The 13371-nt window shown below is 69.8% G+C and carries 14 protein-coding genes; 10 read left to right on the forward strand and 4 right to left on the reverse strand.

Translation table 11 applies throughout. The features are described from left to right. Position 1: 1 nt before the first annotated feature. The 5 genes from DRV85_RS02810 to DRV85_RS19470 all read left to right on the forward strand — a co-directional run bounded on the left by DRV85_RS02810 (position 2) and on the right by DRV85_RS19470 (position 2267). A complete protein-coding gene (locus tag DRV85_RS02810) occupies positions 2–319 on the forward strand; it encodes a hypothetical protein (protein WP_113287921.1) in 318 nt (105 codons plus the stop codon). Between the two features lie 72 nt (positions 320–391). Next, positions 392–1171, forward strand: coding sequence for a gamma-glutamyl-gamma-aminobutyrate hydrolase family protein (locus tag DRV85_RS02815; RefSeq protein WP_113287922.1), 780 nt, complete (start codon positions 392–394; stop codon positions 1169–1171). Between the two features lie 32 nt (positions 1172–1203). After that, the gene (locus tag DRV85_RS02820) at positions 1204–1737 is read left to right on the forward strand and encodes a flavodoxin domain-containing protein (RefSeq protein ID WP_113287923.1); all 534 of its coding nucleotides are present in this window, start codon (positions 1204–1206) and stop codon (positions 1735–1737) included. 120 nt (positions 1738–1857) lie between these two features. Next, a complete protein-coding gene (locus tag DRV85_RS19465) occupies positions 1858–2010 on the forward strand; it encodes a DoxX family membrane protein (RefSeq protein WP_233495380.1) in 153 nt (50 codons plus the stop codon). Next, a complete protein-coding gene (locus DRV85_RS19470) occupies positions 2007–2267 on the forward strand; it encodes a DoxX family protein (protein ID WP_233495381.1) in 261 nt (86 codons plus the stop codon). The genes DRV85_RS19465 and DRV85_RS19470 overlap by 4 nt, the downstream gene beginning before the upstream one ends. Positions 2268–2393: 126 nt before the next feature. Here the strand turns inward: DRV85_RS19470 and kynA are convergent, their stop codons facing one another. From kynA to DRV85_RS02840, 3 genes are all read right to left on the reverse strand, one after another. Beyond that, positions 2394–3230 (reverse strand): tryptophan 2,3-dioxygenase, encoded by an 837-nt coding sequence (gene kynA / locus DRV85_RS02830; RefSeq protein ID WP_113287924.1) that lies wholly within the window; start codon positions 3228–3230, stop codon positions 2394–2396. A 132-nt stretch (positions 3231–3362) separates the two neighbouring features. After that, on the reverse strand, positions 3363–4556 hold the full coding sequence (gene kynU, locus DRV85_RS02835; RefSeq protein WP_113287925.1) for a kynureninase: 1194 nt from the start codon (positions 4554–4556) through the stop codon (positions 3363–3365). 172 nt (positions 4557–4728) lie between these two features. Beyond that, positions 4729–5481, reverse strand: coding sequence for an SDR family NAD(P)-dependent oxidoreductase (locus DRV85_RS02840; protein ID WP_113287926.1), 753 nt, complete (start codon positions 5479–5481; stop codon positions 4729–4731). Between the two features lie 228 nt (positions 5482–5709). Here DRV85_RS02840 and DRV85_RS02845 point away from each other — a divergent pair, with 228 nt between their 5' ends. The 4 genes from DRV85_RS02845 (at position 5710) to DRV85_RS02860 (ending at position 10855) form a co-directional block, all read left to right on the forward strand. Then, entirely contained in the window at positions 5710–6162 is a 453-nt protein-coding gene (locus tag DRV85_RS02845) for a methyltransferase family protein (RefSeq protein WP_113287927.1), read from the forward strand. A 130-nt stretch (positions 6163–6292) separates the two neighbouring features. Next, the gene (locus DRV85_RS02850) at positions 6293–7867 is read left to right on the forward strand and encodes a Re/Si-specific NAD(P)(+) transhydrogenase subunit alpha (protein WP_113287928.1); all 1575 of its coding nucleotides are present in this window, start codon (positions 6293–6295) and stop codon (positions 7865–7867) included. A 19-nt stretch (positions 7868–7886) separates the two neighbouring features. After that, positions 7887–9383: an NAD(P)(+) transhydrogenase (Re/Si-specific) subunit beta gene (locus DRV85_RS02855; protein WP_113287929.1), complete on the forward strand. Its 1497-nt coding sequence runs from the start codon at positions 7887–7889 to the stop codon at positions 9381–9383. 191 nt (positions 9384–9574) lie between these two features. Continuing rightward, the gene (locus tag DRV85_RS02860) at positions 9575–10855 is read left to right on the forward strand and encodes a DUF3422 family protein (RefSeq protein WP_113287930.1); all 1281 of its coding nucleotides are present in this window, start codon (positions 9575–9577) and stop codon (positions 10853–10855) included. Here the strand turns inward: DRV85_RS02860 and DRV85_RS02865 are convergent. Further along, on the reverse strand, positions 10791–11870 hold the full coding sequence (locus DRV85_RS02865; RefSeq protein ID WP_113287931.1) for a YeeE/YedE family protein: 1080 nt from the start codon (positions 11868–11870) through the stop codon (positions 10791–10793). The genes DRV85_RS02860 and DRV85_RS02865 overlap by 65 nt on opposite strands. 302 nt (positions 11871–12172) lie before the next feature. Here DRV85_RS02865 and DRV85_RS02870 point away from each other — a divergent pair, with 302 nt between their 5' ends. Continuing rightward, positions 12173–13336, forward strand: a complete 1164-nt coding sequence (locus DRV85_RS02870) for a M20 aminoacylase family protein (RefSeq protein ID WP_113287932.1) — start codon at positions 12173–12175, stop codon at positions 13334–13336. The last annotated feature ends 35 nt before the right edge of the window (positions 13337–13371 follow it).

The raw sequence follows: 13371 nt of genomic DNA on the forward strand, positions 1-13371 counted from the left end.
GATGATCCTCGAGATGGTCAGTTTCGAGCGGCCCGAAGGGTTCTCCGACGCGGATCTGCTGGAGGACGCGCGCTCCACGGTGGCGAAGTGGCGCGCCGACCCCGACCTGATCCGCAAGCACTTCGCGCGGGCAGAGGACGGCACCATCGCGGGCATCTACCTCTGGCCGGACCGGGCGGCGGCCGAGCGCGCGCATGATGCAGAGTGGGTGGAACGGTTCCGCGCGCGTACCGGGCGCACGCCCCGCTTTGCCTATTTCGACATCTTCATGCTGATCGACAACACCGCGGACAGCGTCGAGGAGTTCCCGCTGGACTGAGCCTGCGCCGTCGCCCCTTTCCCATCCGGGCCCCGCGGCCTATCTTCTGGCGGAAGCATATCGGGGAGAGACATGGCGCGGCCCGTCGTCGGCATCATCGGCAACCAGTATCTGATCAACGATCAGTATCCGACCCATGCGGGCGGCACGATGAACTCGGAGGCCGTCAGCCATGTGGCCGACTGCGTGCCGCTGGTCATCCCCTCCGACCCGCGCATCGTCTCGGTCGACGAGCTGATGGAGGTCTGCGACGGCTTCGTGCTGACCGGCGGGCGGCCCAACGTCCACCCCGAGGAATACGGCGAGCAGGAGACCGAGAAGCACGGCGCCTTCGACCGGGCGCGCGACGCGATCGCGCTGCCGCTCGTGCGGGCCTGCGTCGCGCGCGGCCAGCCCTTCCTCGGCATCTGCCGCGGCTTCCAGGAGGTGAACGTCGCGATGGGCGGCTCGCTCCACCCCGAGATCCGCGAGTTGCCGGGGCGTATGAACCACCGGATGCCGCCCGACGGCACGCTGGAAGAGAAATTCGCCCTGCGCCACAAGGTGCGCTTCAGCGAAAACGGGCTGTTCCACCGCCTCATGGGCGCGCGCGAGGTGATGACCAACACCCTGCACGGCCAGGGAATCAAGCGCGCCGGCGCCCGCTTCGTCATCGACGGCTGGGCCGACGACGGCACGCCCGAGGCGGGCTATGTCGCGGGCGCGCCGGGCTTCACCCTCGCGGTGCAATGGCACCCGGAATGGGACGCCGCCAACGACCCGGTCTCGCGCCCGCTCTTCGAGGCCTTCGGCGCCGCGACGCACGCCTTCGCGGCCGAGCGCCGGGCCGCGCCCGTGGCGCGGCGCGCCTGACCCGTCGCCCGCGGCAGAGCCCGGAGGACTCTATGAAGATCCTGATCGTCTACGCCACCACGGAGGGTCAGACCCGCAGGATCGCGCGCTTCGCCGCCAGCCGTCTCGCCGACCGCGGCCACGGCGCCGAGCTTCTGCACGTCGCCGACGCCGAAGACATCGACTGGGCCGGCGTGGAGGCGGCGGTGCTCGCGGGCTCGCTGCACATGGGCCGGGTGCAGGACGAGCTGGCCGAGTTCGCCGCCGCGCATGCGGACGAGCTCAACGCCCGGCCCACGCTCTTCCTGCAGGTCTCCCTCGCCGCGGCCGGCACGGACGAGGACGAACTGGCCGACATCGACCGGATCGCGCAGGCCTTCTGCGACAGGGCGGGCTGGCGGCCCGGGCGGATCGTTCAGGTCGCCGGCGCCTTCCGTTTCACGCAGTACGACTTCTTCCGCCGCTGGGCGATGCGCCATATCGCGGCCCAGAAGGGCGAGACGATCGACCCCGGCAAGGACCGCGAATACACCGACTGGGACGCGCTGGGCGCGCTCTTCGACCGCTGGCCCGAAGCGGCCGGCTGAAGGGCTGCGCATCCGCGCACAGGACCGCGCGCATTTCCCGCCTGGCGCAGACGCCCGCCGCGCGCCATCTCCCCCGCGTCGCGGGCGCCGTCGCGCCCGCCGGAAAACGGAGGGACACCGATGACCGAAATCGCGCGTTACGCCGCGCCGCTGGGCCGGCTCTGCCTCGCCGCGATCTTCCTGCTCGCCGGAGTGCAGAAGCTCGGCGGCTACGCTGGCGTGCAGGGCTACATGGAGGCGATGGGGGTGCCCGGCGCGCTGCTGCCCTGGTGATCGCGCTCGAGATCGCGGGCGGCCTCGCGCTGCTGCTGGGCTGGCGCGTGCGGCTCTGGGCGGTGCTGCTGGGCGGCTTCTCGCTCGTCTCGGGCGTGATCTTCCACCTCGTCCCCGGCCTGGCGGCCGAAGGCATGGCGGCGCAGAACGACATCAACCATTTCCTCAAGAACCTCGCCATCGCCGGCGGCATGGGGATGCTCGTGGCCTTCGGCGCAGGCCCGCTCTCGTTGGACCGCCGGGCGCAGGTGGCCTGACACTCGCGCGACAGCCGCTCCGTGCCGGCCTTCACCCTTCTTCTTGGATGGAAATATCCTCGGGGGGTGAATGGCCCGGAACGGGCCAGAGGGGGGCAGACAGCCCCCCTTCCTGCGGCCCGGGCCTCAGAGCGCCGTGCGCAGGTGCCAGAGCTCCGGAAAGAGCTCCACCTCCAGCATCCGCTTGAGGTAGCTCACGCCCCCCGTGCCGCCGGTGCCGCGCTTGAAGCCGATCACGCGTTCGACCGTGGTGACATGGTTGAAGCGCCAGCGGCGGAAATAGTCCTCCAGATCCACGAGCTTCTCGGCCAGTTCGTAAAGCTCCCAGTTCGCCTCCGGCGCGCGATAGACCGCGGTCCAGGCCGCCATGACGCCCGGATCGGCCACATGCGGCCGCGCGAGATCGCGGTGCAGCACGTGGTCGGGCACCCTGTGGCCGGCGTCATGCAGGAGCCGGAGCGCGACATCGTAGAGCGAGGGCCGCGCGAGTTCCGCCTCCAGCGCGGCATGGATCTCGGGCCGATGCGCATGGGGCCGCAGCATCGCCGCGTTGCGGTTGCCCAGCAGGAACTCGATCTGCCGGTACTGGTGCGACTGAAAGCCCGAACTCTGTCCCAGCGCGTCACGGAAACGGGTGTAGTCGGCGGGCGTCATCGTGCGCAGCACGTCCCAGGCCGAGTTGAGCTGCTCGAAGATCCGCGCCACGCGCGCGAGCATCTTGAAGGCCGGGCGCACCCGCCCCACGGTCAGCTCCTCGCGCGCCGCGCCCAGCTCGTGCAGCGCGAGCCGCATCCAGAGCTCGGAGGTCTGGTGCTGGATGATGAAGAGCATCTCGTCATGCGCGTCCGACAGGCGATGCTGCGCGCCAAGGATCGCGTCGAGCCGCAGGTAGTCGCCATAGGACATGCGCCCGTCGAAGGCCATCTGCGCGCCTTCCCGGGCGGGATCGTAGGGGTCGGTCATCGGTGTATCTCCTCGAAAGGGGGAACGGCGGGGCGGTTGCCCCGCCTCACCCGTCGAGGCTCGCGATCGCCGCCATCCGGCGCCAGGCCGCCACCCAGCCCGCGGGCCGGCAGAGGGGCACGCGCAGCGCCATCAGGTCACCCGGCCCCTCTTGCGGTAGGCCGCGTCGTCCCAGAGCCTCTCCCCGAACACCTCGCCCATGATCTCCGCCGCGCGCACCACGTCGCCCTCGTCGATGAAGAGCGGCGTGAAGCCGAAGCGCATGATGTCGGGCGCGCGGAAGTCCCCGATCACCCCGCGCGCGATCAGCGCCTGCATCGCGGCGAACCCCTCGTGGAAGCGGAAGGAGACCTGGCTGCCCCGCTCGGCGGGCGCGCGCGGCGTGGCGAGCACCAGTTCGGGACAGCGCGCCTCGACCTCCTCGATGAAAAGCGCCGTCAGCTCAAGCGACTTCGCGCGGACGGCGGCCATGTCGGTCATCTCCCAGACGTCGAGGGCGGCCTCGAGCGCGGCGAGTGCCAGGATCGGCGGCGTGCCGACCCGCATCCGCTCGATCCCCGGCGCGGGGCGGTAGCTCTGCTCGAACTCGAAGGGCGCGGCATGACCCAGCCAGCCCGAGAGCGCCGGCCGCGCGCGGTCGGCATGCCGCGGCGCCACGTAGATGAAGGCCGGCGCGCCGGGGCCGCCGTTGAGGTACTTGTAGGTGCAGCCCACCGCGAAATCCGCGCCGCAGCCCGAAACATCCACCTCCGTCGCACCGGCCGTATGCGCCAGGTCCCAGACCGTCAGCGCGCCCACGGAATGCGCCTTCTTCGTGAGCGCGCGCATGTCGTGCAGCCGTCCCGTGCGATAGTCCACCTCGGTGATCAGGGTGACCGCGACCTCCTCGGTGATGTGGTCGGCCACCTCCTCGGGCGCGACCACGCGCAGCTCGTAGCCCTCGCCCAGCATGCCCAGCAGGCCCTCGGCCATGTAGAGATCCGAAGGGAAGTTGCCCGTGTCCGACAGCACCACGCGGCGGTCGGGGCGCATCTCGAGCGCCGCGGCCAGCGCCTGATAGACCTTGATCGACAGCGTGTCGCCCATCACCACGTGGCCGGGCTCCGCCCCGATCAGCCGCCCGATGCGGTCGCCGATCGACTGCGGCCGGTCCATCCAGCCGGCGCGGTTCCAGCCGGTGATCAGCATCTCGCCCCATTCGGCGCGCATCACCGCGTCCATCTTCGCCGGCGCGTCCAGAGGCAGCGGGCCCAGCGAATTGCCGTCGAGATAGATCAGCCCCTCGGGCAGGTGGAAACGGGCCTTGGTGGCGGCGAAATCGGTCATGCGGCAGGTTCTCCCCGGGGATTGCCGCGGACCCTAGTGCCATCCGCCCCGGCCGTCCAGATCGGCCGGAGGCGCGGAACAGGGTCTTCCTCTTGCGAGAAATACCCTCGGGGGGTGAGGCGGCCAGAGCCGCCGAGGGGGCCAGACAGCCCCCTGTCGTCGCTCAAGGCGCTCAGATCTGCCCGCCTGCGATCTCGATGCACTGGCCGTTCACGCTTTCCGAGCCCGGCCCGCAGAGCCACAGCGCGGCCGCGGCGACCTCTTCCGGCGCGATCAGCCGACCGTGACGGTTCATGCTCACCATCATCTGGAAGGCGCGGTCGGCGTCCACGCCGGCCCGCTCGGCAATCGAGCGCGTATTGCGCGTGACGATGTCGGTGTCGGTATAGGCCGGGCAGATCGCGTTGAAGGTATAGGGCTTGCCCACGAAATCCTCCGCCAGCGCGCGGATCAGCCCGATCATCCCGTGCTTCGAGGCCGTGTAGGCCGGCGCGCCTTTCAGGCCGCGCAGCCCCGCGATGGACGAGACCGCCAGCACCCGGCCCCAGTCGGTGCCCACCATGCCCTTCAGCGATTCGCGGATCGTCAGGAAGGCGCCGTCGAGGTTGGTGGCCATCATGCGCCGCCAGAAGTCCGTGTCGGTCTTGTGCAGGGACCGCCCCTCGGCGATGCCGGCGTTGGCGATGCAGACCTGCACGGGGCCACGCGCCGCGACCGCGGCCGCGACGCCTTCCACCACCTGTGCCTCGTCGGTCACGTCCATGACGAGGGGATGCAGGCCATCGCCCGCCGCCTGCTCCAGCACCTCGCGGCGGCGCCCGGTGATCGTGACCTCTGCCCCCTGCCCGGCCAGCGCCCGCGCGATGGCGAGCCCGATGCCCGTGCCACCCCCGGTGACGAGCGCGTGCTTTCCCTGCAATGTCATGGCGTCCTCCCTTTGCCGCGAGCTTAGCGGGCAGGCATCCGGCCGCAAGCGCGGCGCGACGATACGGCCCCTTCCCGAATCGCGCACGGCACGAAATCAGGATGGCGCAAAAAGGAGGCCTCCGATGATCGCCCGCGCCAGATCCGAAGAATTTTCGTACGAAAGTTCTTCCACAGCCCCGCAATCCACCTGCGAACTTTCGTACGAGAATTCGCAGGCTGGCCCGTCATGCTGAAATGGCTCGACCTTCCGCCCGTCTGGCTTGCGGGCGCGCTGGCGCTCGCCTGGGCGCAGGCGCGATGGTGGCCGTTGGGGCTGTCCTTCGGCGGCGGCTGGGCCGATCTCGCCGGCGGGCTGCTGGTGGGCGGCGGGCTGGTGCTGATCGCGCTGGCGGCGGCCGAGTTCCGCCGCGCCCGCACCACCATCGTGCCGCACCGCCAGCCCACGGCGATGATCACGACCGGGATATATGGTCGCACGCGCAATCCGATCTATCTGGCCGACCTCATGATTCTCGCCGGGCTCGTGCTCTATTGGGACGCAGTGCCGTCGCTCGCGCTGGTCCCGCTCCTGCTGTGGGTGCTCGAGCGGCGCTTCGTCGTGCCCGAGGAGGATCGCCTGCGCCGGACGTTCCGGGCGGAGTTCGCGCGCTACGAGCGCCAGGTGCGGCGCTGGATATAGCAAAAAGGCGACGCGTCCCGGTCCGGGGGCGACCGCGCGCCTTGTGAAGACGCGGCCTTGACGCTAGGGGTCGCACGTTGAAGAGCCAGTCCCGGGCCTTCGGGCCCGTCAACGCGGGGGGACGAGACCGGTGAAGATCGGAACGCCGAAGGAAGTGATGGAGGGCGAGGCGCGCGTCGCGATGACGCCGCAGAGCGCGCGCGATCTGCAAAAGCTGGGCCACGACTGCCTCATCGAGGCCGGCGCCGGCGAGAAGGCGGGCTTCAACGACTCCGCCTACGAAGAGGCCGGCGTGACGGTGGTGCCCGACGCCGAGGCGCTCTGGAAGGAGGCGGAGATCGTCGCCAAGGTCCGCCCGCCCACGGACGCCGAGGTCGAGCGCACCCGCGAGGGGCAGCTGCTGATCTCCTTCTTCTGGCCCGCCCAGAACGAGGATCACATGAAGGCGCTGGCCGAAAAGGGCAGCTCCGTCATCGCGATGGACATGGTGCCGCGCATCAGCCGCGCGCAGAAGATGGACGCGCTGTCGTCGATGGCCAACATCGCGGGCTATCGCGCGGTGATCGAGGCGGGCAACAACTTCGGCCGCTTCTTCACCGGACAGGTCACCGCGGCAGGCAAGGTGCCGCCGGCGAAGGTGCTCGTCGTGGGCGCGGGCGTCGCGGGGCTCGCCGCGATCGGCACCTCGACCTCGCTGGGCGCGATCACCTACGCCTTCGACGTGCGCCCAGAGGTGGCCGAGCAGGTCGAATCGATGGGCGCCGAGTTCGTCTATCTGGATTTCGAGGAGGACATGGAGGACGGCTCCGCCTCGGGCGGCTACGCCAAGCCCTCTTCCCCCGAGTTCCGCGAGGCGCAGCTCGCCAAGTTCCGCGAGCTCGCCCCGGAGATGGACATCGTCATCACCACCGCACTCATCCCCAACCAGGAGGCGCCGGAGCTCTGGACCGAGGACATGGTCAAGGCCATGAAGCCGGGCTCCGTCATCGTGGATCTCGCCGCCGAGCGCGGGGGCAACTGCAAGCTCACCGTGCCGGACGACAAGATCGTCACCGACAACGGCGTGACGATCGTGGGCTACACCGACTTCCCCTCGCGGATGGCCACGCAGAGCTCGACGCTCTACGCCACCAATATCCGTCATCTCGTGACCGATCTGACGCCCGAGAAGGACGGCAAGATCGTGCACGACATGGAGGACGACGTCATCCGCGGCGCGACCGTGGCGCACGCCGGCGAGGTCACCTTCCCGCCTCCTCCGCCCAAGGTGCAGGCGATCGCGGCGCAGAAGCCCAAGGAGAAGCCGAAGGAGCTCACGGCCGAGGAGAAGCGCCAGCAGGAGATCGCCGAGTTCCGCAAGCAGACGCGCAACCAGGTGACGCTGCTCGGCGGGGGCCTGGTGCTGATGGGTCTTCTGGGCCTCGTGGCGCCGGCCTCGTTCATGCAGCACTTCATCGTCTTCGTGCTCGCCTGCTTCGTGGGCTTCCAGGTGATCTGGAACGTGAACCACGCGCTGCACACGCCGCTCATGGCGGTCACCAACGCGATCTCGGGGATCATCGTCCTGGGCGCGATCCTGCAGATCGGCTCGGGCAACTGGCTGGTGATCCTGCTGGCCGCGATCTCGGTGCTGATCGCCACAATCAACATCGTGGGGGGCTTCCTGGTCACGCGCCGGATGCTCGCCATGTTCCAGAAATCCTGAGCGGGGGACAGGCAGGACAATGGTCGGAGAACAGTTCGTCACCGCCGCGGCCATCGCCGCGAGCGTCCTCTTCATTCTCTCTCTCGGGGGCCTCTCGAACCAGGAGAGCGCGAAGCGCGCGGTCTGGTACGGCATCGTGGGCATGGCGCTCGCGGTTGTCTTCACCGCGCTGGGGCCGGGGATCGGCGCCTACTGGCTGATGATCCCGATGATGATCGTGGGCGCCGTGGTCGGCGCCTATGTCGCGGCCAAGGTCGAGATGACCGAGATGCCGCAGCTGGTGGCCGCGCTGCACTCCTTCGTGGGCCTCGCCGCCGTCTTCGTCGGCATCAACGCCGAGACCGCGCGCCTGCGCGTGGCCGCCGCCTTCGAAGAGGCGGGCGTGCCCTTCCCCAACCCGGAGGGCGTGTCGCCGCCCGCCGCGCTGGTCGAGGGCTTTTCCGCCTTCGCGGCCAAGGTCGCCACCAAGACGGGCCCCGAGGTCGTCTTCCTGCAGATCGAGGTCGTGCTCGGCGTCTTCATCGGCGCGGTGACCTTCACCGGCTCGGTGATCGCTTTCGGCAAGCTCGCGGGCAAGGTGGACGGCAAGCCCGTGCAACTGCCCGGCGGGCACCTGCTGAACGCAGCCGCCGCGGCCGGCTCGCTGGTGCTGGCCATCGTCTATCTGACCGCCGATTCCGGCGTCGTCTCGATGACCGCGCTGCTGGCCATCGCGGCACTGGCGTTCTTCATCGGCTACCACCTGATCATGGGGATCGGCGGCGCGGACATGCCCGTGGTCGTGTCGATGCTCAACAGCTACTCGGGCTGGGCGGCAGCGGCCATCGGCTTCACGCTGTCGAACGACCTGCTGATCGTCACCGGCGCGCTGGTGGGCTCCTCGGGTGCGATCCTGAGCTACATCATGTGCAAGGCGATGAACCGCAAGTTCATCAACGTGATCCTGGGCGGCTTCGGCGGCAGCCAGGGACCGGCCGCGGACATCGAGGGCGAGCAGGTCGCCATCGACGCCGAGGGCGTGGCCGCGGCGCTGGAGGAGGCCGACAGCGTCATCATCGTGCCGGGCTACGGCATGGCGGTGGCGCAGGCGCAGAACGCGGTCAGCGAGCTCACGAAGAAGCTGCGCGGCAAGGGCAAGGAAGTGCGCTTCGCCATCCACCCGGTGGCGGGCCGCCTGCCCGGGCACATGAACGTGCTTCTGGCCGAGGCCAAGGTGCCCTACGACATCGTGCTGGAGATGGAGGAGATCAACGACGATTTCCCCGACACCGACGTGGTGATCGTGATCGGCTCGAACGACATCGTGAACCCGGCGGCGCAGGACGACCCCAACAGCCCCATCGCCGGGATGCCGGTGCTCGAGGTCTGGAAGGCCAAGAACGTCTTCGTCTCGAAGCGCGGCCAGGGCACGGGCTACTCGGGCATCGAGAACCCGCTCTTCTTCAAGGAGAACACGCGGATGTTCTACGGCGACGCCAAGGAGAGCCTGACCAAGCTGCTGTCGCTGATCGAGTGAGCGGGGTCCGCCCGCACGGCTTGCGAAGGGCGCCGCGGGACGCGGCGCCCTTTGTCGTTCCGAAACATGGGCTTGGCCGCGCGGGTGTGGCGCAGCATACCATCGCACACGCCTAACCCCATGAGTTTGCTGTATATTCCCCTTTACTTCTCCGCAGCGCAGCATTACCTCCACGCCATCCGGAGACCGCCATGCCGCCCATCGCCGACCATCCCCTGCGCTACCAGCTCGCCAACGAGTTGCACGCGCGGCCCTTCCCGTCGCTCGCCGCCCCGGGGCGGGCCGTGTATCTCGCCATCAAGCGCCCGGACGAAGCCGAGAGCCGCGACCGGCAGGCCGATCTCGATCACCTGATCGCCCTGCTCGACCGGCACGGCACCGACCATCCCAAGCCGGGCGCGACCCACTGGTTCGGCCAGATCGGCAAGCATCGGCTGAAATGGGAAAGCCATACCGAGTTCGTCACCTACACCGTCTTTATCGACGGCACGGGCGCCAAGCCCTTCGACCCGGACGATTTCGACGTGTTCCCGGAGGACTGGCTGGAGGCGGCGCCGGGGCAGCGCATCACCTCGGCGCTGATCCGGATCGAGCCGCGCCCGTCGGCCGAGGAGATCGCCGAGCGCATCGGCGAATGGTTCGTCTCGGAAAGCGTGGCCGTCAGCCGGGTGCAGGACGACTGCGCCGTGGTGGCGGGCGATTTCCGTATCGACCCGGCCGGGCACATGCGCTTCGCGGTCTTCCCCTCGGAGGGCACCGGCCGCCGCCGCATCGGCCGGATCGTGCAGCGGCTGGCCGAGATCGAGACCTACAAGACCATGTCGATGCTGGGCTTCCAGCGGGTCAAGGCGCTCTCGCCGCGCATGGGCGAGATCGACCAGGAACTCTCGCGCCTGATGTCCGGGATGACCGACCGCGCCGCCCCGGCCGAAGAGACGCTGCAGGCACTGCTCGCGGTCTCGGCCGAGCTCGAATCGCTCTCGGCTCAGGCCTCGTTCCGCTTCGGCGCGACGGCGGCCTACGAGGCGATCGTGCATCAGCGAATCGAGGTCATGCGCGAGGAACGATTCGAAGGGCGGCAGACCTTCAACGAATTCATGATGCGCCGCTTCGACCCGGCGATGCGCACGGTGAAATCGACCCAGGGCCGGCTGCAGGCCATGGCGGACCGGGCGATGCGGGCGGGCGACCTTCTGCGCACGCGGGTGGACGTGGCGCGCAGCGCCCAGAATCAGGCGCTGCTGGAAAGCATGGACCGCCGCGCGGACCTGCAACTGAGGCTTCAGAAGACGGTCGAGGGCTTCTCGGTCGTGGCGATCAGCTATTACGCGGTCTCGCTTTTGGGCTACCTTCTGTACCCGGTGGCCGAACCGCTGGGCGTGAGCAAGGGCGTCCTGACGGCCGCGATCACTCTGCCGGTTGTGGCGATCGTGTTCCTCGCGGTCCGGCGGATCCGGACGAAGCTCGACTGACGAGCGCCCGGTCGGCGACCCGGGCCCCGGCGACCATCGCGCCAAGCGCGAGGAAAGCCGCGACCGACAGCGTCGCCGTCCCCGAGAGCCCCGCACCCACCGTGCACCCCCCGGCCAGCGTCCCGCCGAAGCCCATGAGCGCCGCCCCGGCGAGATACCGGCCGGTCTGCGCCGGGCTCTCGAAGCTCTGCCAGCGGAAGCGGCGCGCGGACAGCGCCGAGACGAGCGCCCCCGCGAGCGTGCCGCCCACGAGGCCCGCGCCGAAACTCAGCGGGATCGAGGTCGCGGCACCCAGCCAGAACAGCGTCTCGGCCGAAGACGAGGTGAAGGCGAGGCTCTGGAAGGCGACCGGATCGAAGTCGTCGTAGAGCACCAGCCCGGTGCCGACCCAGCCCAGCGGCACCAGAAGGCCCAGCGCCGCGGCGAGCGCGAGCCGCCCGGCCGGCGCGCCCGAGCGCAGCGCGACGGCCAGGGCCCCGGCGCCGATCCCCGCGGCCCAGACCAGCGCCCCGCCCGGCAGCGCGGCGAGCGACGCCGCCGCGCCGAGAGAGACCGTCGTCTCGCCCAGCCAGAGCCGCGCCGGCGCGAGCACGCCGCGGATCGTCGCCAGCGCCGCGAGCGCGAAGACCAGCACCACCAGCAGCGCGCGCAGGTTGCCGGTGCCGGACAGGACCGTCAGCCGCGAGATGCATCCGCGCGTCAGCACCATGCCGACTCCGAACATGAGCCCGCCGAGCGCCACCGCCAGCACGGGCAGTTCCCCCGCCATGAAGCGGTGGTCGGAAAAGCCGATCCAGCCCTGTGCCACCGCGGCCTGCGTGCCCGCCACCGCGGCGGCCAGCGCCGCGAGCCAGACGCCCGCCGCCGGCCGGCGGTCCGGCCCGGCCACGACCGAGCGGCGCAGGCAGAAGCCCGTGCGTTCGGCCAGCACGCCGAAGGCGAGGCCCAGCAAGACCCCGAACACCACTGCCGCCTGCGGCGCGCTCAGCGCCGCGATGCCCAGATCCTGATACATCGCACACTCCCCTGCGTCGGAATATCCGTCCAGTTGCGGCGCGAAAGCGCAGGGATCAAGGCATGGTTCCCGCGTACAGACCCGTCGAGACGGAACGTTTTCCCGGCCTGCAAGACCCGGCCGAACATCGACCCTTTGCCTCCGCCCGCATTGGAACACACCGATCCCGGCATGCCGCAGCCCCGGCACACCGGTCCTTTTTCGTCGCGGCCCACGCAGCGGGAGGGCCATGTGACATCTCCGCCGCGTCGCGTTATCTGTGACGAAGATGCCCGATCCTCGGGCGCACAGGAGACACGCCCATGCCCGTCAAGAACCGATTCGCCGAACTGCACGAGGAGATCACCGCCTGGCGCCGGGATTTCCACCAGCACCCCGAAATCCTCTTCGAGACCTACCGCACCGCCGAGATCGTCGCAGCGAAGCTGCGCGCGTTCGGGTGCGACGAGGTGGTGGAAGGCATCGGGCGCACGGGCGTCGTGGGCGTGATCAAGGGCAAGGCCGACACCGCCGGCCGGGTGATCGGCCTGCGGGCGGACATGGATGCGCTGCCCATCCACGAGCAGACCGGCGCGCCGCATGCCTCCAAGACCGCGGGCGCGATGCACGCCTGTGGCCACGACGGGCACACTGCCATGCTGCTCGGCGCGGCGAAATACCTCTCCGAGACGCGCAACTTCGACGGCACCTGCGTGGTCATCTTCCAGCCCGCCGAAGAGGGCGGCGGCGGCGGCAAGGAGATGTGCGACGACGGCTTGATGGATCGCTGGGGCATCCAGGAAGTCTACGGCATGCACAACTGGCCGGGCCGTCCGGTGGGCAGCTTCGCCATCCGCCCGGGCCCCTTCTTCGCCGCCACGGACGAGTTCGACATCGAATTCGAGGGCGTGGGCGGCCACGCGGCCAAACCGCACGACACCGTGGACACGACCGTGATGGCGGCCCATGCCGTCACGGCCCTTCAGACCATCGCCAGCCGCAACGCCGACCCGGTGGACCAGATCGTCGTGTCGGTCACCAGCTTCCAGACCTCCTCGCAGGCCTTCAACGTGATCCCGCAACGGGTGCATCTGCGCGGCACGGTGCGCACGCTGTCGCCCGAGATGCGCGAATTGGCCGAACGGCGCATCCGCGCGGTCTGCGAAGGCGTGGCCGCGACCTTCGGCGGCACGGTCGAGGTGCACTACCACCGGAACTATCCGGTCATGGCCAACCACGAGGCGCAGACCGACTTCGCCGCCGAGGTCGCGCGCGCGGTCTCGGGCGCGTGCGACGAGGCCCCGCAGGTCATGGGCGGCGAGGATTTCGCCTACATGCTCGAGGCGCGGCCGGGCGCCTACATCCTCGTGGGCAACGGCGACACGGCGATGGTCCACCACCCGGAATACGACTTCAACGACGCGACGATCCCCGCCGGCTGCTCCTGGTGGGCCGAGGTGATCGAGCGCCGGATGCCGGCGGCCTGAGGCGGGCCGCGCTCATCGGCCCTGCCGGGCCTCTT

Source organism: Rhodosalinus halophilus, from assembly GCF_003298775.1.
In the GTDB taxonomy this organism is placed as follows: Bacteria; Pseudomonadota; Alphaproteobacteria; order Rhodobacterales; family Rhodobacteraceae; genus Rhodosalinus; species Rhodosalinus halophilus.